The following is an 18,895-nucleotide window of genomic DNA, read 5'->3' as shown; positions in this document are numbered from 1 at the left end:
AAGGTTTTAAGCCGTCTCAGCCATCAATTCGCGGCCGATCAGCATGCGGCGGACCTCGGAAGTCCCCGCGCCGATCTCGTAGAGCTTGGCGTCGCGCCAGAGCCGTCCGACCGGAAATTCGGAGGTGTAGCCGACCCCGCCAAGCGCCTGGATCGCCTCGCCCGCCATCCACGTCGCCTTCTCCGCGGAATAGAGGATCGCAGCCGCCGCATCCTTGCGCAAGCTGCGTGCGTGATCGGCGCGGTCGCAGGCACGCCCCACCGCATAGACATAGGCGCGCGTGGCCTGCCAGGTCGCGTACATGTCGGCGAGCTTGCCCTGCATGAGCTGGAAGTCGCCGATCGGCTGGCCGAACTGCTTGCGCTCGTGCATGTAGGGCACCACCGCGTCCATGCAGGCCGCCATGATCCCGAGCGGGCCGCCGGAGAGGACCGTGCGCTCATAGTCGAGGCCGGACATCAGCACCCTGACGCCCTCGCCGACCTTGCCAAGCACGTTCTCCTCCGGCACCTCGCATTCGTCGAAGAACAGTGGATAGGTGTTGGAGCCGCGCATGCCGAGCTTGTCGAGATGCTGGCCGTGGCTGAAGCCCTTGGCCCCCTTCTCGACCAGGAAGGCGGTCATGCCGCGCGGGCCCGCTTCCGGATCGGTCTTGGCATAGACCACCAGCACGTCGGCATCGCCGCCATTGGTGATCCACATCTTCGAGCCGTTGAGCACGTAGCGGTCGCCGCGCTTGTCGGCGCGCAGTTTCATGGACACAACGTCGGAGCCGGCGCCGGGCTCGGACATCGCGAGCGCGCCGACATACTCGCCGGAGATCAACTTCGGCAGATAACGCTCGCGCTGCGCATCACTGCCGTTGCGGCGGATCTGGTTGACGCAGAGATTGGAATGGGCACCGTAGGAGAGACCGACCGCGGCCGAGCCGCGCGAAATCTCCTCCATCGCGACGATATGGGCGAGATAGCCCATGTTGGAGCCGCCATATTGCTCCGGCGCGGTCATGCCAAGCAGGCCGAGGTCGCCGAGGCGCTTCCAGAGGTCCGCCGGGAACAGATTGGCTTTCTCGATATCGGCGGCACGCGGGGCGATCTCCGCCTCCACGAAGGCGCGCAGCGTGTCGCGCAGCATGCCGATATCTTCGCCCAGATCGAAATCGATGCTCGGAATATTCAAGGCGATTCCTCCGTCTTTTGGGGACCGAACCTAGCGGCATCGGGGCCCTTCTGCGGTCGAAAAGGTTGCATTTTCCGCCAAACTTGGCGAGGATTTTCCCAGAGGATTTCCGATGCCTTTTCAAGTCGCAACCGCGATCCCGCGCCGCGCCGTGACCCCAGCCGCCTTCGTCCGCGGGGTCGTTGCCGCTTACGAACGTTACGGCCGCGATCCGACCGAGGCGCTGAGCCGGGGTCAGGTAACGCCAGACCTTGTCAATTCTCCGGGTGGACGGGTCACGGCCGGCCAGTTCGAGGCGCTGGCGGGCCATGCCATGCGCGAGCTCGATGACGAGGCGCTCGGCTGGTTCTCGCGCCGGCTGCCCTTCGGCACCTACGGCATGCTGTGCCGCGCCTCGATCACCGCCCCGACGCTGGAGGTCGCGCTCAAGCGCTGGTGCCGGCACCATCGTCTGCTCACCGAGGACGTGCTGCTCGATCTCGCGGTCGGCAAGGAGACCGCAGTCGTGTCCATCCGTGAACTGCGCGACCTTGGATCTCTACGCGAATTCTGCCTGGTCACCCTGCTTCGCTATGTTCTTGGCTTTTCCTGCTGGGCCGTGGATTCCAGGATCGCGCTCCGCGCCGCGGAATTCCCGTACGCCGAGCCCGGCCATGTCTCGGTCTATCCCACCATCTTTTGCCGAAACATCCGCTTCGATGCGGACCGTGCTTCCATCACCTTCGACAAGCATTATCTGTCGCTGCCGCTCACCCGTAGCGCGGCGGACCTCGACAACATGCTCAAGGGCGCGCTGCGGCTGACAGTGCTCCCCTATCGGCGCGACCGGCTGCTGGTCGAGCGCGTTCGCCGCGTGCTCCGCAATGCGCGCGGACGCAGTCTCGGAGCCGAGGATGTCGCAAGCGAGCTGGCACTCTCTACCCGCACCATGCATCGGCGCCTGAGCGAGGAGGCGACCTCATTGCGCGATCTCAAGGAAGAGGCAAAATTCGAGCTCGCCAAGCAGGAGCTGATGCGCGGTCGCAGCCCGATCAAGCGGATCGCGGAGATCGCCGGCTTCCGCAACGAAAAGAGCTTTTCCCGCGCCTTCCGCAGCTGGACCGGTACCTCGCCGCGCGAGTTCCGCGGCCGGTATCGCTGACGCGCGGGCTGTCGTGCCGTTGCGGCCTCCGAGATCCAACTCGGAGGCCGCAACATTTCGAAACCGGTCTCGATCAGTTCGAGTTGGTCTGCCCGCCCGGGCGCAGCTTGGTGCGCGAGTGCGTCTGCTTCGGCTGGAAGGCCAGCGCGTCTGTCGACGTCTTCGCGCCGCCGCTCTGCGAGCACGAGCCGCCGATGCCGCCGGCCGCCGCCCGGCAGGCCTCCATCGTCGGATATCCGCAGCCATGCGCGGCCTGGGCGCCATTGGTGATGCAGTAGTCTTCTGCCTGGGCAGCCGGCGCGGTCATCATGAGAAACGCAGATGCAAACAGCGTCGCAGCGGATGCGACGAACGTCTTCGAGATCGAGGTCATGTTGTCTTTTCCTGCTTCAGGGTCCCACAAAAGAGGCCTCGGCATGCGATGCAGGCTGAGGTTCACACCTCGCATGTAGGCCGGCGCCAGGAACCGGCAATCACGGCTCGGCGCATTGCAGGACTTCCCAAATCACATGTCACAGTTAGGTGAGTTACTTATCTTTTTATCCGCCTTATCCGAACTTCTATCCCAGCAAGGGAATAACCCCCGCGCCTTCAGACGTTTGGATGTCGTTGTGCGAGCTACGTTCTGGGACAGTTGCCGCCGAACTATCCTGCCGCCGCGATCTTCTGCAACGGCAGCGGCACGTCCTTCGCTACGCCCAGCACCGGGAAGCTGCGGACGTTCTTCACGTTCGGCATCGCGGCGAAATGCAGGAGCTGCTGGCGCATGCTCTCGACGCTCGGCGCCACGCATTTGAGAAGATAGTCGGTGTCGCCCGAAATCCGCCAGCACTGCTGGATGCGCGGGATCGCGGCGATCGAGCTCTCGAACGCCGCCAGCACCGGCTGGGCCTGGCTGCCGAGCTGGATCGAGACGAACGACACCACCTCGTAGCCGAGCAGCCGCTCGTCGATGACGGCGCGCACCGCCCGGATCACGCCGCGGCTGAACAGCGATTTCAACCGCCTGACGCAGTTGGGCCCGGACACCCCGACGCGCAGCGCCAGCTCATTGTTGCGAACCCGCCCGTCCTGCTGCAACTCGGAGAGTATTTTCAGATCGACGCCGTCGAGCTGGTCACGCCCGGCCATACCCCCACCTCGCCATGAGCCTGTCTTGCGCGGCAGCGAAGCACGGAGCGGAATGGCTGCCAAGGGCAGGACGATGGGAAGAACCCGCGTGGTTGCCCGGGCTTATTCCGGCCAGCCGCGGGCTTTCACGCGGGGCTAAAAACAAGGATGCCCGGGACCCGGCTCCACCAAGGCTTCGCAGGGCATTCGGTGTTGGGCCGGCGAAGCTTCAGCGAAGACGGCAAGCCCGGGCATGACCAGAGTCTCGACGCGTGGCCCGCCCTCAATGCGTCCAAGGCTCGCCGCGGCGGAACGAGAAATTGTCGGCATAGGCGACCGGACGGCGCACCGATTCCTTTGGCTCGATCACCTGGTAGGCGATGCCCTTGCGCTCGCAATAGGCGACCGCCTCTTCCTTGCTGTGGAAGTGCAGCGTGATCTGCTGCTTCATGTCGCCGGACGAGGTCCAGCCCATCAGCGGCTCGACCGCGCGCGGCTGCTCGGGCTCATAGTCGAGCTGCCATTCCTTGGTTTTGGACCGGCCGGATTGCATCGCGTTCTTGGCGGGCTTGAAAATGCGTGCGGTCATGGATGGTCCGGGCCTCTTGTTCGTCTTTTCGTTCGATTTCGATGCGGCACGGTAGCAGTTGGTGGAAACCGCGGGCATAGTATAGAGACACCTTTAGGGAACTGATCCGTGATTCCGGCCCTCGGGATGCCTCGCCGACGGGTATAATCATTATGCTGCATCGTGACAATTGCGTACCCGCCTTCCGCGCCGGGATCTCGCCCGGCGGCCCTGCTTCGTTGACGCCCACCTGTCCGTCCCCTCCGAAAGCTCCCGTCGCATGTCCTTCCTGAACATCAACGCCACGCTCCCCGAAAAGGGCCGTGACCTCAGGCTCGACCTGTTTCGCGGTATTGCGAACTGGGCCATCTTCCTCGACCATATCCCCGACAACGTGGTGAACTGGATCACCACCCGCAATTACGGCTTTTCCGACGCCGCCGATCTGTTCGTCTTCATCTCCGGCTACACCGCCTCCTTCGTCTATGCACGGATGATGCTCGAGCGCGGCTTCCTGGTCGGCGCCACGAGGCTGACCAAGCGGGTCTGGCAGCTCTACGTCGCCCATATCATCCTGTTCGTGATCTACATCGCCTCGATCAGCTATCTGGCGCTGCGCTTCGGCGATTCCGAGATGATCAACGAGTTCAACGTCGCCGGCCTGGTCGACAATGCCACCGAGACGCTGCGCCAGGGCCTGTTCCTGCGCTTCAAGCCGCTCAATCTCGACGTGCTGCCACTCTACATTGTGCTGATGGGGCTGTTTCCGCCGGTGCTGTGGTTCATGCTGCGCAAGCCGGACCTGACGATGGCATTGTCCATCGTGCTTTGGCTGACCGCGCGCCATTTCGGCTTGAACCTGAACGCCTATCCGGCCGGACAGTGGTACTTCAACCCGTATTGCTGGCAGGTGCTGTTCGTGTTCGGCGCCTGGTGCGCAATGGGCGGCGCGCGGCGCTCGATGGCGCTGATCAATGCGCCGGTCACGCTCTGGCTCTGTCTCGGTTACATGCTGTTTGCGCTGGTCATGACCATGGCTGGCCGTTTCCCGACCCTCGGCGGCATGTTCCCGGAATGGCTGTTCTCGGCGTTCAACCCGAACGACAAGACCAACCTTGCGCCCTACCGCTTCATCCACTTCGTCGTGATCGTGATCCTGGTGATCCGCTTCGTGCCGAAGGACTGGCCGGGCCTGGAATGGAAAGGGTTCGATCCCATCATCGTATGCGGCCAGCAGTCGCTCGCCGTGTTCTGCGTCGGCGTGTTCCTGTCCTTCGTCGGTCATTTCGAGCTGTCGATGAGCTCGGGCTCGCTGTTCGCGCAGATCTTCGTCAGCGTCGCCGGCATCGCGATCATGACGACAGTGGCCTATTACATCTCCTGGTCGAAGAGGCAGGACAAGCCGCTGAAGCCGCCGCCGCCCAAGCCTGCCGCGGCAAAGGCCGCTTGAGGGGGCAGCGATACCGCGCCGGACGACAGCGACGCCGCTTCAGGCTGCCGCTTCGCTGTCGTACTCGGTGAATTTCTTGTAGATCCAGTCGCGGCCGTCGTGGCGGCGCCAGACCTTGCCGTAAACCAGCTGCCCGTTGATCGAGCGGCGCGGCACGAACACGGTCCAGAGATGCCAGATCTCGGTCCAGCTCGCCTGCGGACCGATGGTTCGGACGTTGCGATCGAAAGACATGATGCAGAACTCACAGGATACGAGCACTGCGACGAACTGTGATATCATGTGAGCACGAATTTCAGGCAGCCGTCGCGAGCCGGACCGATCTGATAACAGTCACGAAGACGGCCGCAACAACCGCTCGTCCTTAACCTAACCGATCAACCTTACTTCCTGTGCGCGCGCGGCAAGACCGGTTGAAAGCGGTCGCCGATTTTCCTAGACTGTGTGTGATTTGAGAATGAGCGCGTCGTTTTGAGGACGTGCGGTTATTTCCAGGCTGACGCAAATTTTTGAAAACTATTAATGGGCGGGGGCCACCACGATGAATTTGCAATGTGCATGTCTGCGCTTGGCGCTGCGTTCGACGCCGCCTGCTCTGCCCGCGAAGACGCCGGAGCAAGACCCGCGGAAGGCCGCCAACGACAATCAGCTGGCCTGGCCGTTCCTGCCGTTTCCGTTCGGCTGGTACGCGACGAACTGATGGTCGGAAAAGCGTAACGCCGCGCAAGCGGAATATCATCGCTTGGCGGCGCCCGTTAGGCATTGGGCGCTGAAATCCCCCAACACCTATACGTGCATGGCGACGACAAAAGGTTCGACAAAGTTTTACGATTTCCGCACCGCCCGATCTGCCCAATGGCTTGAAAAATCGCGCAGAAGTCGCGTTGGGCAGGGAATGAGCGCCGAGGGTTTGGAGGGCTTTGGCAGCTCCGGGCATCGGCACTGAACGCGCACCATGCTCGGCTGCTGCGCTCTCGCCTGGATCGCCTGGCGCCTCGCCGACGGGCTGTTGTTCTCTGGTGCGGTTCCGACCCACCTCCGGACTGGTCGGGGCAGCTGGATTCGAACCAACGACCTGCAGTACCCAAAACTGCCGCGCTACCAGGCTGCGCTATACCCCGAATGTCCGGCGAGCCCCGTCGATACACGCTTCCCAAAGCGCCAGCAAGCCTTCCAACGGCACCAGCAAGCTTCCCAAAAGACCTCAGGACGGGGGCAATAGCCCTGCCAATAGCCCCTTGACCCGCCTACTTGCTGCCGAACAGCGGGTGGCCGACGCGGTCGCCGGCGCGGATGCCATATTTCTGCGCCGTCCCTGCCACCACCTCCAGAACAGCCCGCGCGGGCCCCCTGGATGAGATGATTTTTGTCGACATCGGCTCGGTATTTTCGGCGATGCGCAGGATTCGGCCGTCGGCGCGAATGAAGATCATGTCGAGCGAGACATAGGTGTTCTTCATCCACATCGACACCTCTTGCTCGGGATTGAAGTCGAACAGCATGCCTTTGCCGTCCGCCAGTTCCTTGCGGTACATCAGGCCGGTCTGCTTCTCCTCCTCGGTCGTCGCGATCTCGACCGAGAACACCTGCACGCCGTTTTTGGTGACGATCTCGAGCGGCTGGAAACTGGCGGCGCGGACGGGGGCGCTCGCGACGGCACAGCCGGCGATGACGAGGATGGCGGCGAGCCAGCCCTTCGCAACGGCGAAGACGGCCTTTCGATCGAAATTCATGGATGGCTCTCGAGGCGTGGGACTGGACCAGTCCTTACGTGGCGATCGCCGGAAAAGCCAGAGGCGCGCCGGTCAGCCAGCGCGCCTCTGCTCACGATCGCGGGAATAGAATTAGTGGGACGAGACCGGCGATCCCGTCTCGGGATGGATCTCTGCCGCCATCATGCCCTTGGAGCCGGGCCCGAAGCGGACCAGCACATACTGGCCGGGCCGCAACTCGGTCATGCCGAAGCGGCGCAGCGTCTCCATGTGCACGAAGATGTCGGGCGTGCCCTCGCCGCAGGTCAGGAAGCCGAAACCGCGCAGCCGGTTGAACCATTTGACCTGGGCTCGCTCCAGCCCGCTGGTCGCCGTCACCGTGACATGGGTGCGCGGCGGCAGCATCTGCGCCGGATGGATCGCAGTCGACTCGTCCATCGAGACGACGCGGAACGCCTGGTAGCCCTTGGCCCGCTGGATGCACTCGACGACGATGCGGGCGCCCTCGTAGGCGGTCTGGAAGCCATCGCGCCTAAGCACGGTAACGTGCAGGAGCACGTCGGGCCAGCCATTGTCGGGAACGATGAAGCCGTAGCCCTTTGAGGCGTCGAACCATTTGATGACGCCGTGAACCTCGACGAGGTTGGCGCTGCTCTCACCAAGTCCGGTGAATGGACTGAGAGCGCTGTCGCGACCGCCACCGCCGTGTTCACCCACCGCGGGAACTCCGACCTTCTTGGACTCAAATCCGTCGGACGACCCCATAACCCCGGACCCCACACATGCCATGCAACCCGCCTGAATGGCGGCGCCGAATCACGCGTCTTTAGAGAATCTTCTCAACTCGACGCGACGCGAATCTTTCGACTCAAAAGATAACACTCCCGGTTGCGACGCATAGACAAAAAAGAGATTCGCCGGAACCTATGAACAGCTTGCACAGCCGCGAATCAAATTGCTGCCTCAATTACCGACAAAGGGCCCGAGCGTTTCGCCGATGTCGTGGCGGATCACGAGATCGGCGACGTCGTCCTGCTCGGTGGACTCGCGATTGATGATTACCAGGCGTGCACCTGCTTCCTTCGCCATCATCGGAAAGCCCGCGGCCGGCCATACCACCAGCGAGGAACCGATCGCGATGAAGAGGTCGCAGTCTTGCGACAGCGCGGTGGCGCGCTGCATTTCATCCTCGGGCATCGTCTGGCCGAAGGAGATCGTGGCGGTCTTCACCGGCTCGTCGCACACGGGACAGTTGGGCGCGGCGCCCTCCTCGTCGAAGCGGCGCTTCACCCAATCAAGCGGATAGGCCTGCCCGCATCCGATGCAGCGCGCATACGTGGTGTTGCCGTGAAGTTCGATGACGTGGTCGCTCGCGACGCCGGAGGCCTGGTGCAGATTGTCGATGTTCTGGGTGATGATCGCGGGAACCTTGCCGGCGCGGTAGAGTGAGGCGAGCGCGCGATGGCCGCGGCCGGGCCTGGCCGCCGCAAAGACCTCCTCCATCGCGAAGCGCCGGCGCCAGGATTCGTCGCGCGCCTCCTGGCTGGCGACGAACTCGTCGAACGGGATCGGGCGGTTGCGCGTCCAAATTCCGCCCGGCGAGCGGAAGTCGGGGATGCCGCATTCGGTCGAGATGCCGGCGCCGGTGAACGGCACGATCCGTTTGGCTTCGGCGATCATGTCGCCGAGACGCTCGACGCCGCTGCGAAGATCCGATGCAATCAACGCGGCCTCCCGTTTTGCTTTGCCGATTGGTTTGGCCGATTGGTTCTGCTGATCGGTTGGTGATTTGTTTTTGCGCTAGCTGCAACATGCGCAAGCGACAAGATTATTGACGCTGTTATCCACTGCCGCGCAAGGCACGGTCGGCAATTTTTTCCGACCCTCGCTTATCACAATCCTGCAATGCCTCCTCCCCATTGACGCCCCAATCAGAAGCGCCAATGCATGTGTTGACGCGACTCAACGTGATTGCGGCGGCAGTGCTTGAGTTCAGTAGGACACATACTCACGTGCAGAGGGGATTTGACATGACCGAGGACGAACAACGCAAAATCCGCGAACGCGAAGAGATCGCCGCCCGTGTCGCCGCCTTCCGTGCCACGCAGGAAAAATTCAAGCGCGAACGTGAAGAGTATTTCGTGTCGACGCTCGACAACGCGCGCAAGGTGGAACGGCCCTCGCTCTGGCCGTAACGACACCAGATCACCGAGCATGAAAAAAGCCCGGAGCATTGCTCCGGGCTTTTCATTTGTTCAGGCGTTACCAGTGACGGTAATAATGGTGGCGGCGGTAGTACGGTCCATCGCCGTAATAGGCGTACGGACCGGGGCCGTAAGCATAGGCCGGGCCGCCATAGTAGCCATAACCCGGGCCGTAGCCGTAGCCATAGCCGTAAGGATGCGACGCGGCGACGGCGCCCGCGGTGATGGCGCCGGCGGCGAGGCCGAATGCGAGGCCCGGACCGATACCGCGGCCGCGCGCCTCGGCGGGCGCAGGCGCCGCAACCGCGGTCAGGCCGACGGCTGCAACGGTAGCCAGAACTGCCAGTGTCTTCCTCATCATGAATCTCCTCCTTCGTATCTCGGATGGACAACGCCGGCGCGTTGCGATGGTTGCGCGCAAGCTTGTGGAACCGAGCTCGGAATAAATCCGGCCACGCATGGAACAGGCGCGCGTTCCGCGAATTGTTTGTGCAAGTGCGGATGCCTCTGCCATCCGGTTGAGGCAACAGCACGAAGACCCCGTCAGCATCACCAATGCTGGCGGGGTTTTCAGTTTCACGGACAGCAAATTGGCAACGCAGCCCAATTGCTGCCAGCGGGGAGCGCCTAGGAGGCTAAAGTGCCGATATCCACGCTGCTGGCCCGTATCCGGAGGCTCGTTCCCAAATCCGGCGATCAGCATTACGACGAGATCGTCCGCAGTTTCGGTGTCGGCACGCTGCGCCCGCCATCGACGCCGATGAGCGACGGCGAACTGGCGCGGGCTATTGCCGAGTTCCTTAAGGAGCAGCCGTCGAGCGAGTCCGTAGGCGTCCTCGGCCGGCGGCTCGACCCCACCACCCCGCTTTGAGGCGCGGCGCCTTCTTGTCCGGGAACATGCGCTTCGCGCGCACGTTGGCGTAGCCTTCAGGGAGAAAAGAGGCCGACATGCCCGTTTGGCTCGAAGTCCTGCTCAACCTGTCCGGCTATGCCGGCTTCGTGGCGCTCGCCTCGCGGGGCACCGCCTGCCCAGGCAATTGCGCCGACCATCAGATCTCCGGCGAGGACCGTTAATTCGTGTGCGGTGGCTGGCCCGCCGTGCGCATCAGCCTGTCGGCTTTGACCGCGACACGCGTCTCCTCGAGCTGTGGCCGCAGCGAGACGCTGATCACCACGAAAGCCAGACAGAACAGCGTGCCGACGATGGCAACGCGCCGATAGGTGTGGCGGTCGCCCTGATAAAAGCTCGGTTCTGAAAAAGGTGTCATGAATTCGTTCTTGGCAAAATTGCTTGTTGGCAAAGTCGTTTCCAGACGTCGCCAGACACACCTATCCCAAGCAGCGGCAAGCGCAATGCGATCGCGCTTTTAACCTAACCGAATACGGTTATCGGCTTCGCGGCAAGCTTCCGTTAGGAGTGCGCGAAGCGTCTCCAGAAGTCGGCGAGCCGCCTCAAGCCCGCGCGAAAGCCGAGGCTGCGGAGCTTCTGGCGATCCGCCATCCGGCTTTGTTCCAGCTTCGCCCGCCTTTCGTTCTCGAAGAGCGAATCGGAATCGCAGAAATCGACGCGAAGCAAATCTTAACATTTCGTTTGCACACAAACGAGCGCAGTCGCCAACGATCGCGCACTCACATCGCGTCTTGGGATTTCGACCGCGGCGACACCTGCGGCACCGACGGCCTGCCTTTGCGCAAGCGCGGATGCCGATCATACCAAAACACTTTCGCGATCTCGGCGAACATCTCAAGAAACCAGCACGCATCCATGTCGCGTCTCCTTCGCCTGATCTCGTAGCGAGGACACGCGGGAGGGACCGTGCGAAGCATCACGCTGGCTTGGTTTGGAAGCGCGTGTCCCGCATCGACACAGAAGGCACGGCTTGTTCTGCATCCGACTCCATTTCGTTCGCAAGGAACGAATCGGAGTCGAGAAATCAGCGCAAAACGATTCCTAACGATCGGTGAAGGTGGGGGAAGATGGCCCGTTATCATCAACGTAGTGCGACGCTCATCACGCCGCTCGCTTCGCCGTGCCCTTCCCCGACAGATCTTTCTCCGAAAAGCATTCGAGGATCTGGATGCGGAGTTCTTCCGCGGCCGGGCCGTCGAGTTTCCTGAGTTGATTCCAGAGCCTGATCACTTCGCGTTGTTTCTCGACAGTCATGGGCACCTCCAAATCAATGTCGCTGCCAAAAGGGATGCCCCACTAGAACAAAATAAGAACAAAAAGTCCAGCCCCTCCCCGCAAAATTCGCCGGCCACATCGCCTCAGGCTTCCGCGCGCCGCCGCGGTTGCTTTTTGGGTTTTCAACCTTAAGTGCGAGAACGCGGCCGGCGGCCAGGCGCTGAAATCCCATCGTCGCCAGCCAAGAAGACCCCATGCGAAAGCGCGGGGTTTTTCTTTTGGGGAACGCGCCATCGCCCTCCCCGTTAGTCATTCCGGAGCGAGGGACCGTGACCAGAAAATTCTACGCCGTCGAGGTGGTGCGTCAGATCGAGGAGACCGTGGAGATCATGGTCGAAGCGCCGGACCGGACCGCCGCACATGATGCAGCGCTCGCGCACCTGAAGGCGCGCGGCTCCGAATATCAGTGGCTCAATCCCAAATGCGATCTCGTCGTCTGGCGCGAGCGCAAGGTCGATACGCCGGCGATCATCGACGTGTCCGTGTCGCCGGACTAGCGGCCGGAACGAATTTTCCCGTCTCACGTTATCAAGCCGAATTCAGTGGTGCTGGCGGCACGTCGCGACGCGGGCGGCCAGCTTGAAGAACCCCGGTCCCTAAGCCCGGGGTTTTTCTTTAAGGCGGTCGCCATCCAAGCGGTGGCCCGAACAGCAAAGCAGCCACCCGGGCGTTACGCCGGGTGGCTGCTTTGAGAACTGTCGACGCTCGCCTCTTAGACCATCGCAGTCAGACCGGCAGATTGTCGGTCATCCCAGGCGGCACTTCGCCTTGCTTGGTCCGCTCGGCGAGAAGCTCCTTTTCGGCCTCGTACCAGAAGGTGTCCATCGTGCCCGCAGGCTCGCCGGCCTCTTTCCAGAGGTGATAGGCCCGATTTCGAATCTCTACTTCGCTGAGACCAGTCATGTGATTTCTCCCTCTCGGAAGCAAAGCCTGACGATCGCCCAGAGTTCCTTATTGGTTCAGCACAAGCAAGCAGTCATTGCAGCACTCCGCGGCAGCACTCCGCAAAAAGGAGCCGCCGCAACGAAAATGCGAACCCTTAGCGAGCCCTTAGACGGAGTCCTTGGCCACCTTCAGCGGCGAGGCCTTCACCGACTTGCTCGCCGGTTTCGCCGCGAACTGCATCGGCTCCTTGGTGAAGGGATTGACGCCCATGCGGGCTTCTGTCGCCGGCTTGTTCACCACCGACATCTTCACGAAGCCGGGAATGACGAACTCGCCGGACTCGTTGAGCTCCTTGTAGCCAACGGTCGCCATGTACTCGATGACCGACTTCACGTCGTTCTTCGACAGCTGCGTGCCCTCGGCAATTGCATCAATCAACTGAGTCTTGGTCATCTTCGCCATGTCTGAATTTCCTTCTGTGCGCGCGAGCAGGCTTTGCTCAGGACGCGGTCCAACCGCGCAACGCGCTTCTGATTCATGCCAACTTTCATGAAGTGACGGGGCTTAGAACCCATCGACGCCCAAAACGCAAGCAGGGGTTCTGCGGGGGGCCGGACGCCGTGGGAACGATGCCGCAGCCTTCGCCGTTTTCGCGTTGAACCATTTTCTCCCGGAGGCGTCTAACTCTTTGAAGTCCCCAAGCTTCACCCCCATCGGAGAGCCCCGCTTCCCCCAGGCGGGGCTTTCGCCTTTTCGGGGACCTGGCCGCGCAAAGCCGATCAGGCTGGCCCCCGAGGTCTGCGCCCGGGCCACACCGGTGACCGTCACAAGGCAGGTTCTCTTTTCCGGCCATCTCCTGCATAATGCGGCATGGCAAAAACAAAAGTGACCTTCAAAACCGTCCGCATTGCAGACAACGACTGGAAAATCCTGGCGGATTACCCGGACAGCGAACAGCGCGAAATCAAGGGCTTCACCAGCAAGGCAGACGCCGACGACTGGATCAACGGCGACCGCAAGATCGCGTGGCTCCGCTCCCAGGGATACGCCAAGTAAAGCGCGCATAAGTCACGCGTGTATCGCGTGACGCCCGTATGGGTACGAGGCGCGCTTCGTCCCTCCCCGCTCCAGATGTCCTTCCCGTGCCGGCGCATCGCCGAGCAGGCGGCAACGCCCGCGCGTCTATCGGCCTGACGGGGGCGCCTGGTCGATAAACCTGTGGCTGGGCATAGGCCGTTGAGACTTCAGTAACCTAACGCCTCCAAGCTCCTCTCAGTATCGTTGCGTTGGAGTACCCCACAGTGTTGGATTTTAACGAGCTGCGTGAACTCGCGGCCGATGTTCGCGTGTTCGTCGAAATTGCCGAAGACAAGGCCGAAGCGCTTCGGGCCGTCATCACGGCTTATGACGTGGTGCTCGCGATCTTCCCGTCCGGAGAGGGCATGGGCCTCCACGTCATCAAGGGCGGCGAGATCCTGGACCGGATTGCAAACTCACGAACCCATGCGAGCTACAGCCACACGGCCATTGCGGTTCCCGACCTGGAGCACGCGGAAGTGCTCAAGCACCTGACGGGCCCGACCGACCAGCGGCTTGCGGCGTAGGGCGTTTTCAAGTTCGCGCGAAGAAAACGCGTCACAACAATCCGGAGCGGTTCTGAGTCAATCAGAACCGAAAGTACCCTCGTTGCAGACGAGAATTTTTGCACTCCGGAACACCTTGTTTTAGGAACACGGTTTCTGCGCTCCCGTTGGCCCACACAACCAACCAGGAGTTTGAGATGAAGAAGCTCGTCATTGCGACCGCCGCCCTCGGCCTCATGTGCGGCTCCGCCTTTGCGCAGAACCAGACCGGCCCCGCCGCGCAGACCGACAACATGCAGAAGCCCGGTATGACCAACACGGACAAGGGCACGATGAGGAGCGGCACCACCGGCATGAGCCATGACGGCATGGGCAAGGGCGGAATGGTGAGGCCCGACGCCTCCGGCCAAGGCGGCTCCGGCCCCGGCAGCGACCAGGGCGGCACCAGGACCCGCAGCAACATGAAGTAAGCCGGTTTCCTGTACGGCTTGCTTCCCGGCCGCGTCGCTTCCCACAAGGCGGCGCGGCCATTTCATGACCCATCATGACGCGGATCTTTTTGGAACCTGTCGCCAATGCACGCCTCACAATCGTGCGCGCACCGGAACGGTCAGGTCTCGCCGCGAGTTGCCCCATCTCCAGCAAGGGAGATCGTCATGAGCGTTGAAGGTAAAGTGAAGGAAGGCGCCGGATTCATCAAAGAAGAGATGAACGAACACGGCAAATCCCGCGAGAGCCAGAAGAAGGCCCAGGAAGGTCGCGACTTGCGCAACGAAGGCCGGATCGAAGACGGCAAGCCGCCAAAGACGACCAAGCCCGGCACCGGTCACTAGGGCGTCTCGCGCGAAGCGAATATCGGTCGCGATAATTCTCTGGCCAGATTTTCGAGAACCGCCTCCGGCAATCGGGGGCGGTTTTTCGATTCACGCGCCGTCGCGTGCGGGACTCTCGCACATGAAGAAACATGTGGCTGGAAGCTCGACTGCGGCCATCCTTCGAGACGCCCGCCTGCGGCGGGCCCTCAGGATGAGGAATGAGTAGGCGGCAGCACTTCAACGGAGACGGATGCAGCTGAGCCTCATCCTGAGGGGGCCGCGAAGCGGTCGTCTCGAAGGATGAGGCGCTTGCTCAGGCGCCGCTGAGAAGCACCCGCATAGCAGGGCAACGCCGTCAATGGTCGTGCCTTCGATGACAGGCTCAGCAAAATGTATCCGCCTTGAGATGCATGTCTCATCGCCAGCGCATCCAGCAGCCATTCTATCGCATCAGCGCAACTGTTCCTTAATGGGTTTCTCGCCTAGATTGCGTATCAATAAACGTGGCGGGGCTTGGTGCGGATCTTCGCGGGTATACAGGCGATGCGCGGGGTCGCTGCGCTGTCGGTGGTCTGCGGACACGCAATCAGTGCGCGACCCGATAGGGTCGGCCCCGAGCTCGCCGAGGGCGCGCTGACGATTCTCGCGAGCGGCGTCGACATCTTCTTCGTGATCTCCGGCTTCATCATCGCGACCACGGCGACGGCACAACACAACCCGCTGGATTTCGCTTTCAGACGGGCGCTCCGAATTTTTCCGCTCTATTGGCTGGTGTTGCTGGCGGCGTTTATCAGCTCTTCCTGGATCGCGCTGGCGCCGGGCGACCGCCCCGCTCTCGACCTCGGAACCATCTTCGCATGGACATATCCGAATTGGTACCTCGGGCCGGCGTGGTCGCTGGCTTTCGAACTGCACTTCTATGTCGCCGTCGCGGTCGTCTTGGCGATCAAGCCGGACCGGCTGTTCGAGATCTTGTTCGCTGGATTCGGCCTGGTCATTCTTGCTCTCGTCTTCGGCCTTGAGTTCGGGATCTACTTTCATCCGCTGGTGCTGGAATTCGGTGCCGGCGTTGTCATCGCCTATCTCCAGAGAAGCGGACGATTGCGCTTTTCGCGCCACTTCCCAGCCGTTTCCGCGGGCCTGTTCGTGGCCGGCTGGTACTGGATTTTCGTGCACGGCGCGATCGACGCGCAGTTCGCGCGCGTCCTGACCTATGGCGTAGGTGCGGGATTGCTGATCCATGCTGTGATCGCTGTCGAGACCGAAGGACGATCCTTCTCACCGATCCTGCAATGGCTCGGCAAGATTTCGTACGCGCTGTATATCGTCCATTATCTGGTGGTGAAATGGATCGCCAGCTTTGACGGACTGTGGCGTCTGTCGATCGTCGGGACAATCATCGCCGGCATCCTGCTCTCCATCGGTCTCGCCGCCGCCTTGCATGTCGCGGTTGAGGCACCGATCCTCGATTGGGGGCGCAAGGCAAGTCGCAAGATAGGTCTCATGCGCAGACGCCGATCGCTGCCGGCCGTTCCGTGATCATCTCCCGACGCTGAATCGGGGCAAGTGCGGCCCTTGCTGCGTCATGGGTCAGCCACGAACAAATAAGGAACAAAAGGCGTCAGCCGGCATTGAACCTGAAAAGGAGAGATCGCCGTGACTGACAACAAGATGGCGGACAACACCCAAAAGGATCCGAAGGATTGGGTCTCCGGCGACGACCCGATGACCGGTGCCCAGGAATCTTACCTCAAGACCCTCGCCGAGCAGGCCCACAAGGAGCTGCCCAAGAAGGATCTGACCAAGGCAGAGGCCTCAGAGCTAATCGATACGATGCGGCAGAAGGCCGGGCTCGAGAAGTAGATATCTGGCATCACCGTCATTGTCAGGTCACTTCGGCGAACCGCGAATTGCCAGCTTGACGACCGTGAGGACGACGAAGGCGGGCGCCCCGTAAACGATGGCATTCACGGCCCAAGTGATGGCGATGCCCAGGAAAACGGAACTGCCGACAGCTCCCCAGAAAAGATAAGCTGCGGATATGCCCGGCATCTCCCATGCCATCACAGCGATGGAGTAGTCGGTGAGCTGCTCCATGACGAGCAGCACCGTCGAGACGGGCGCCCCGATTGCCAGTGCGGGGATGAGAACGGATTTCATTGTCTTCAAAGGCCCAACAGCCCCATCAGTATCGGAATCATAAAAAAGGCTGCCAGGCCGAGGAGGCCTCCTACGGCAACCTTCACCCAACGCCGTTGGATTTTCGGCTCGAGCCATGTCGCCAGTTTGACCCAGAGCGCATACGCCCATCCAGCAACAATCGAGCGGATAAGTGCGAACAGAAGCTCGCCTAGAATATTGGCCATGGCGGTTAGTCGCGTCATCTCCGCGAGGAGTTCATCTGCCAACGGCTAAACAAGCCTGTCCACCCGTGAGTGAGGTGGCCAAATTCCGCGGTTTTGGATCACCGTTCTGAGGGCCCGGTTAGCGCTGTGGAGGTGCTTCGCGTGAAGGGGCTCGTCTTCTAGCGCTTGATCTTCTGCGCACTCCCGCTCTTGCACATAGCAAGACTATTCCAGCGGCGCGCAGAGGCATCGGCACCGTCACCGTTGAAACCGCCCTTCGCTTCCTCGGCTTTGCAGCAGGCTTGCGAGAAGCCAGCCTGCAGGCAGAGCGTCATGCTGCCCGCAGCCTTTGCCGTGTCCGGAGCCGCACACCACGGCGCCACGAGTGAAGCAACCAAAAGTGCCGTTCTAAAACGCATCAATATCTCCCGGGAGCTTGCAATTGAGTCCCCCTTCGGTCGACCGGCGCGACGCCCCGACCTCCAGCGACCTGAAGAGTCTCCAACGATCGACTATCTGGAAAGTTGAGCGTTCTGACAACAGCGCCTTGTAGCTTTGTTTACGGCGGCTATTGTACAGGCGCTTCATTGGGAGATTTCATGAAAACAATTATCGCTGTTTCCGCATTGCTGCTGTCAACAATCGGCGCCCACGCCGCCTCGAACAGCACCCCTCATGCGCTCGATTGCATGGCAAAGAACGGCTTCACGCGTGACATGTGGGTTGCGAAGCGAGCCGGGACCAACGCCCAGGTTCAGTCCTACATCGCCTGCCGCGACGGCATCTCGGTTGAGAAGGCCAGAGCTGTCGGTAAGAAGGACGGCAACTTCGATACCTGGACGCCCAAGCGTTGAGTCATCACGGGGCCCGTCTTCCTTGGAGGCTGGGCTTAGGCCTCGAACGAACTGGCGCGCTGCCCATGTGACTCTAAAATTGCGGTGACGGTGCAGTCCAGCCCTTTCACCGGGATCATCGTGTCTCACTTGAGGCGCAGTCCAGCATTGCCATCGCAATTCATGCCCGTAGTTCGCGCGCTCGGCACGGCATCGTGACTGCTGACATCAGGGTGGCAGCAGCGGTGTGCGACGAGCCCCGCGATGCCGCTCAAATCTGCGGTCAACCAAAGGACATGCCATGAAGTTCGCCTCCACTCGCCTGATCGCCTCCGACATCAACATCATGGTCTCGTTCTATGAAATGGTCACCGGAGTTTCCGCCGAATGGCTCGCGCCGGTGTTCGCCAAGATCGTAACGCCGGGCGCCAACCTGGCAATCGGCGCTGCCGAGACGGTCGCGCTCTGGCAAGAAAACAGTGCCGAGCCCGGCGCAAACCGCACCGCCGTGATCGAGTTTCAGGTTGAAGACATCGATGCGGAGTATGAGCGCCTGAAAGACAAGGTCACCCTGGTTCATGAGCTGAAAACGATGCCATGGGGCAACAAGACGTTCCAGTTTCGTGACCCCGAAGGCACCGCAGTATCGCTCTTCATGCCGCCGATCGAGCAGGCCGGAAAGCGCCTCGCGGCGCAATAGGCCGCGGCAGCAGACCGGCCCGCATACGTTGCCGGTGGCGCGTGTGCGGCACTGGATTTGCGGTGAAAGTGCATTGAAGTCGCCGGCTGATTTGCTTCATCAGCGGGCTTCACCCTCACGCACACGTGCACCCACCCTTTGCCCCTCCCCCCAATTTCCTGCTATCTCCTTCTCCGCCGTCTCGG

Annotated in this window: 32 protein-coding genes and 1 tRNA gene; 16 read left to right on the top strand and 17 right to left on the bottom strand. The window is 61.7% G+C overall.

Annotated elements, in window-relative coordinates; all coding sequences use genetic code 11:
* Positions 1-6: 6 nt before the first annotated feature.
* Positions 7-1,134: an isovaleryl-CoA dehydrogenase gene (locus AC0L30_RS26560; protein ID WP_088941281.1), complete on the bottom strand. Its 1,128-nt coding sequence runs from the start codon at positions 1,132-1,134 to the stop codon at positions 7-9.
* Between the two features lie 157 nt (positions 1,135-1,291).
* Here AC0L30_RS26560 and AC0L30_RS26555 point away from each other — a divergent pair, with 157 nt between their 5' ends.
* Positions 1,292-2,320, top strand: coding sequence for an AraC family transcriptional regulator (locus AC0L30_RS26555; RefSeq protein WP_219680217.1), 1,029 nt, complete (start codon positions 1,292-1,294; stop codon positions 2,318-2,320).
* A 73-nt stretch (positions 2,321-2,393) separates the two neighbouring features.
* On the opposite strand, the gene AC0L30_RS26550 is transcribed toward AC0L30_RS26555, so the two are convergent.
* The 3 genes from AC0L30_RS26550 to AC0L30_RS26540 form a co-directional block, all read right to left on the bottom strand.
* A complete protein-coding gene (locus AC0L30_RS26550; RefSeq protein ID WP_007591343.1) occupies positions 2,394-2,693 on the bottom strand; it encodes a DUF3551 domain-containing protein in 300 nt (99 codons plus the stop codon).
* A 272-nt stretch (positions 2,694-2,965) separates the two neighbouring features.
* The gene (locus AC0L30_RS26545; RefSeq protein ID WP_219680218.1) at positions 2,966-3,451 is read right to left on the bottom strand and encodes an Lrp/AsnC family transcriptional regulator; all 486 of its coding nucleotides are present in this window, start codon (positions 3,449-3,451) and stop codon (positions 2,966-2,968) included.
* A gap of 262 nt (positions 3,452-3,713) precedes the next feature.
* Positions 3,714-4,019, bottom strand: coding sequence for an ETC complex I subunit (locus tag AC0L30_RS26540; RefSeq protein ID WP_007591346.1), 306 nt, complete (start codon positions 4,017-4,019; stop codon positions 3,714-3,716).
* A gap of 259 nt (positions 4,020-4,278) precedes the next feature.
* Here AC0L30_RS26540 and AC0L30_RS26535 point away from each other — a divergent pair, with 259 nt between their 5' ends.
* Positions 4,279-5,448, top strand: coding sequence for an OpgC domain-containing protein (locus tag AC0L30_RS26535; RefSeq protein ID WP_007591348.1), 1,170 nt, complete (start codon positions 4,279-4,281; stop codon positions 5,446-5,448).
* 39 nt (positions 5,449-5,487) lie between these two features.
* On the opposite strand, the gene AC0L30_RS26530 is transcribed toward AC0L30_RS26535, so the two are convergent.
* The gene (locus AC0L30_RS26530; RefSeq protein WP_007591350.1) at positions 5,488-5,682 is read right to left on the bottom strand and encodes a hypothetical protein; all 195 of its coding nucleotides are present in this window, start codon (positions 5,680-5,682) and stop codon (positions 5,488-5,490) included.
* Positions 5,683-6,016: 334 nt separating this feature from the next.
* Between AC0L30_RS26530 and AC0L30_RS26525 the strand changes: the two genes are divergently transcribed.
* On the top strand, positions 6,017-6,148 hold the full coding sequence (locus AC0L30_RS26525; RefSeq protein ID WP_256375792.1) for a hypothetical protein: 132 nt from the start codon (positions 6,017-6,019) through the stop codon (positions 6,146-6,148).
* Between the two features lie 344 nt (positions 6,149-6,492).
* Here the strand turns inward: AC0L30_RS26525 and AC0L30_RS26520 are convergent.
* The 4 genes from AC0L30_RS26520 to AC0L30_RS26505 all read right to left on the bottom strand — a co-directional run bounded on the left by AC0L30_RS26520 (position 6,493) and on the right by AC0L30_RS26505 (position 8,885).
* Positions 6,493-6,569, bottom strand: a tRNA-Pro gene (locus AC0L30_RS26520).
* 126 nt (positions 6,570-6,695) lie between these two features.
* Complete coding sequence (locus AC0L30_RS26515) at positions 6,696-7,181, bottom strand: DUF192 domain-containing protein (RefSeq protein WP_007591354.1); 486 nt, start codon at positions 7,179-7,181, stop codon at positions 6,696-6,698.
* Between the two features lie 111 nt (positions 7,182-7,292).
* Entirely contained in the window at positions 7,293-7,925 is a 633-nt protein-coding gene (locus AC0L30_RS26510) for a cold-shock protein (protein ID WP_018457757.1), read from the bottom strand.
* Positions 7,926-8,123: 198 nt separating this feature from the next.
* Positions 8,124-8,885: an SIR2 family NAD-dependent protein deacylase gene (locus AC0L30_RS26505; protein ID WP_007591358.1), complete on the bottom strand. Its 762-nt coding sequence runs from the start codon at positions 8,883-8,885 to the stop codon at positions 8,124-8,126.
* A 305-nt stretch (positions 8,886-9,190) separates the two neighbouring features.
* Between AC0L30_RS26505 and AC0L30_RS26500 the strand changes: the two genes are divergently transcribed.
* Positions 9,191-9,355, top strand: a complete 165-nt coding sequence (locus AC0L30_RS26500) for a hypothetical protein (protein WP_015686271.1) — start codon at positions 9,191-9,193, stop codon at positions 9,353-9,355.
* 67 nt (positions 9,356-9,422) lie between these two features.
* Here AC0L30_RS26500 and AC0L30_RS26495 read toward each other — a convergent pair whose 3' ends face one another.
* Entirely contained in the window at positions 9,423-9,722 is a 300-nt protein-coding gene (locus AC0L30_RS26495; protein WP_035992730.1) for a hypothetical protein, read from the bottom strand.
* A 282-nt stretch (positions 9,723-10,004) separates the two neighbouring features.
* On the opposite strand from AC0L30_RS26495, the gene AC0L30_RS26490 reads away from it, so the two are divergent.
* Both AC0L30_RS26490 and AC0L30_RS26485 read left to right on the top strand, forming a co-directional pair.
* A complete protein-coding gene (locus tag AC0L30_RS26490) occupies positions 10,005-10,235 on the top strand; it encodes a hypothetical protein (RefSeq protein WP_007591360.1) in 231 nt (76 codons plus the stop codon).
* A gap of 77 nt (positions 10,236-10,312) precedes the next feature.
* Complete coding sequence (locus AC0L30_RS26485) at positions 10,313-10,438, top strand: hypothetical protein (protein WP_007591362.1); 126 nt, start codon at positions 10,313-10,315, stop codon at positions 10,436-10,438.
* Here AC0L30_RS26485 and AC0L30_RS26480 read toward each other — a convergent pair.
* Entirely contained in the window at positions 10,435-10,632 is a 198-nt protein-coding gene (locus AC0L30_RS26480; RefSeq protein WP_007591364.1) for a hypothetical protein, read from the bottom strand. The genes AC0L30_RS26485 and AC0L30_RS26480 overlap by 4 nt on opposite strands.
* A gap of 23 nt (positions 10,633-10,655) precedes the next feature.
* Between AC0L30_RS26480 and AC0L30_RS26475 the strand changes: the two genes are divergently transcribed.
* Positions 10,656-11,159: a hypothetical protein gene (locus tag AC0L30_RS26475; RefSeq protein WP_219680221.1), complete on the top strand. Its 504-nt coding sequence runs from the start codon at positions 10,656-10,658 to the stop codon at positions 11,157-11,159.
* 216 nt (positions 11,160-11,375) lie between these two features.
* Here AC0L30_RS26475 and AC0L30_RS26470 read toward each other — a convergent pair whose 3' ends face one another.
* Entirely contained in the window at positions 11,376-11,528 is a 153-nt protein-coding gene (locus AC0L30_RS26470) for a hypothetical protein (protein ID WP_219680224.1), read from the bottom strand.
* A 290-nt stretch (positions 11,529-11,818) separates the two neighbouring features.
* Here AC0L30_RS26470 and AC0L30_RS26465 point away from each other — a divergent pair, with 290 nt between their 5' ends.
* Positions 11,819-12,046: a hypothetical protein gene (locus AC0L30_RS26465; RefSeq protein ID WP_219680227.1), complete on the top strand. Its 228-nt coding sequence runs from the start codon at positions 11,819-11,821 to the stop codon at positions 12,044-12,046.
* A 229-nt stretch (positions 12,047-12,275) separates the two neighbouring features.
* Here the strand turns inward: AC0L30_RS26465 and AC0L30_RS26460 are convergent, their stop codons facing one another.
* Together AC0L30_RS26460 and AC0L30_RS26455 are read right to left on the bottom strand one after the other, a co-directional pair.
* Complete coding sequence (locus AC0L30_RS26460) at positions 12,276-12,452, bottom strand: DUF2934 domain-containing protein (protein ID WP_106943511.1); 177 nt, start codon at positions 12,450-12,452, stop codon at positions 12,276-12,278.
* Between the two features lie 147 nt (positions 12,453-12,599).
* Entirely contained in the window at positions 12,600-12,896 is a 297-nt protein-coding gene (locus AC0L30_RS26455) for an HU family DNA-binding protein (protein ID WP_007591377.1), read from the bottom strand.
* 408 nt (positions 12,897-13,304) lie between these two features.
* On the opposite strand from AC0L30_RS26455, the gene AC0L30_RS26450 reads away from it, so the two are divergent.
* The 6 genes from AC0L30_RS26450 to AC0L30_RS26425 all read left to right on the top strand — a co-directional run bounded on the left by AC0L30_RS26450 (position 13,305) and on the right by AC0L30_RS26425 (position 16,695).
* The gene (locus AC0L30_RS26450; RefSeq protein WP_007591378.1) at positions 13,305-13,490 is read left to right on the top strand and encodes a hypothetical protein; all 186 of its coding nucleotides are present in this window, start codon (positions 13,305-13,307) and stop codon (positions 13,488-13,490) included.
* Between the two features lie 245 nt (positions 13,491-13,735).
* Complete coding sequence (locus AC0L30_RS26445; RefSeq protein WP_219680230.1) at positions 13,736-14,038, top strand: hypothetical protein; 303 nt, start codon at positions 13,736-13,738, stop codon at positions 14,036-14,038.
* Positions 14,039-14,214: 176 nt separating this feature from the next.
* Entirely contained in the window at positions 14,215-14,487 is a 273-nt protein-coding gene (locus AC0L30_RS26440; protein ID WP_007591383.1) for a hypothetical protein, read from the top strand.
* A gap of 186 nt (positions 14,488-14,673) precedes the next feature.
* Positions 14,674-14,850, top strand: coding sequence for a hypothetical protein (locus AC0L30_RS26435; protein ID WP_007591393.1), 177 nt, complete (start codon positions 14,674-14,676; stop codon positions 14,848-14,850).
* A gap of 498 nt (positions 14,851-15,348) precedes the next feature.
* A complete protein-coding gene (locus AC0L30_RS26430) occupies positions 15,349-16,371 on the top strand; it encodes an acyltransferase family protein (RefSeq protein ID WP_311985791.1) in 1,023 nt (340 codons plus the stop codon).
* A 132-nt stretch (positions 16,372-16,503) separates the two neighbouring features.
* Positions 16,504-16,695 (top strand): DUF3072 domain-containing protein, encoded by a 192-nt coding sequence (locus tag AC0L30_RS26425; RefSeq protein ID WP_219680320.1) that lies wholly within the window; start codon positions 16,504-16,506, stop codon positions 16,693-16,695.
* Between the two features lie 27 nt (positions 16,696-16,722).
* On the opposite strand, the gene AC0L30_RS26420 is transcribed toward AC0L30_RS26425, so the two are convergent.
* The 3 genes from AC0L30_RS26420 to AC0L30_RS26410 all read right to left on the bottom strand — a co-directional run bounded on the left by AC0L30_RS26420 (position 16,723) and on the right by AC0L30_RS26410 (position 17,596).
* Positions 16,723-16,992 carry a hypothetical protein gene (locus tag AC0L30_RS26420; protein WP_219680235.1) on the bottom strand — a complete coding sequence of 90 codons (270 nt, stop codon included), beginning with the start codon at positions 16,990-16,992 and terminating at the stop codon, positions 16,723-16,725.
* A 5-nt stretch (positions 16,993-16,997) separates the two neighbouring features.
* A complete protein-coding gene (locus AC0L30_RS26415) occupies positions 16,998-17,240 on the bottom strand; it encodes a hypothetical protein (RefSeq protein ID WP_245285858.1) in 243 nt (80 codons plus the stop codon).
* A 116-nt stretch (positions 17,241-17,356) separates the two neighbouring features.
* Positions 17,357-17,596: a hypothetical protein gene (locus tag AC0L30_RS26410; protein WP_007591404.1), complete on the bottom strand. Its 240-nt coding sequence runs from the start codon at positions 17,594-17,596 to the stop codon at positions 17,357-17,359.
* Positions 17,597-17,776: 180 nt separating this feature from the next.
* Between AC0L30_RS26410 and AC0L30_RS26405 the strand changes: the two genes are divergently transcribed.
* Together AC0L30_RS26405 and AC0L30_RS26400 are read left to right on the top strand one after the other, a co-directional pair.
* The gene (locus tag AC0L30_RS26405) at positions 17,777-18,031 is read left to right on the top strand and encodes a hypothetical protein (protein ID WP_007591405.1); all 255 of its coding nucleotides are present in this window, start codon (positions 17,777-17,779) and stop codon (positions 18,029-18,031) included.
* A 280-nt stretch (positions 18,032-18,311) separates the two neighbouring features.
* Positions 18,312-18,710 carry a VOC family protein gene (locus tag AC0L30_RS26400; protein WP_007591406.1) on the top strand — a complete coding sequence of 133 codons (399 nt, stop codon included), beginning with the start codon at positions 18,312-18,314 and terminating at the stop codon, positions 18,708-18,710.
* The last annotated feature ends 185 nt before the right edge of the window (positions 18,711-18,895 follow it).

The sequence above is a fragment of the Bradyrhizobium sp. MI1.11 genome (genome assembly GCF_055811255.1).
Note: the sequence above shows the minus strand (reverse complement) of the source record. Positions and strands in the feature narration are given on the sequence as shown.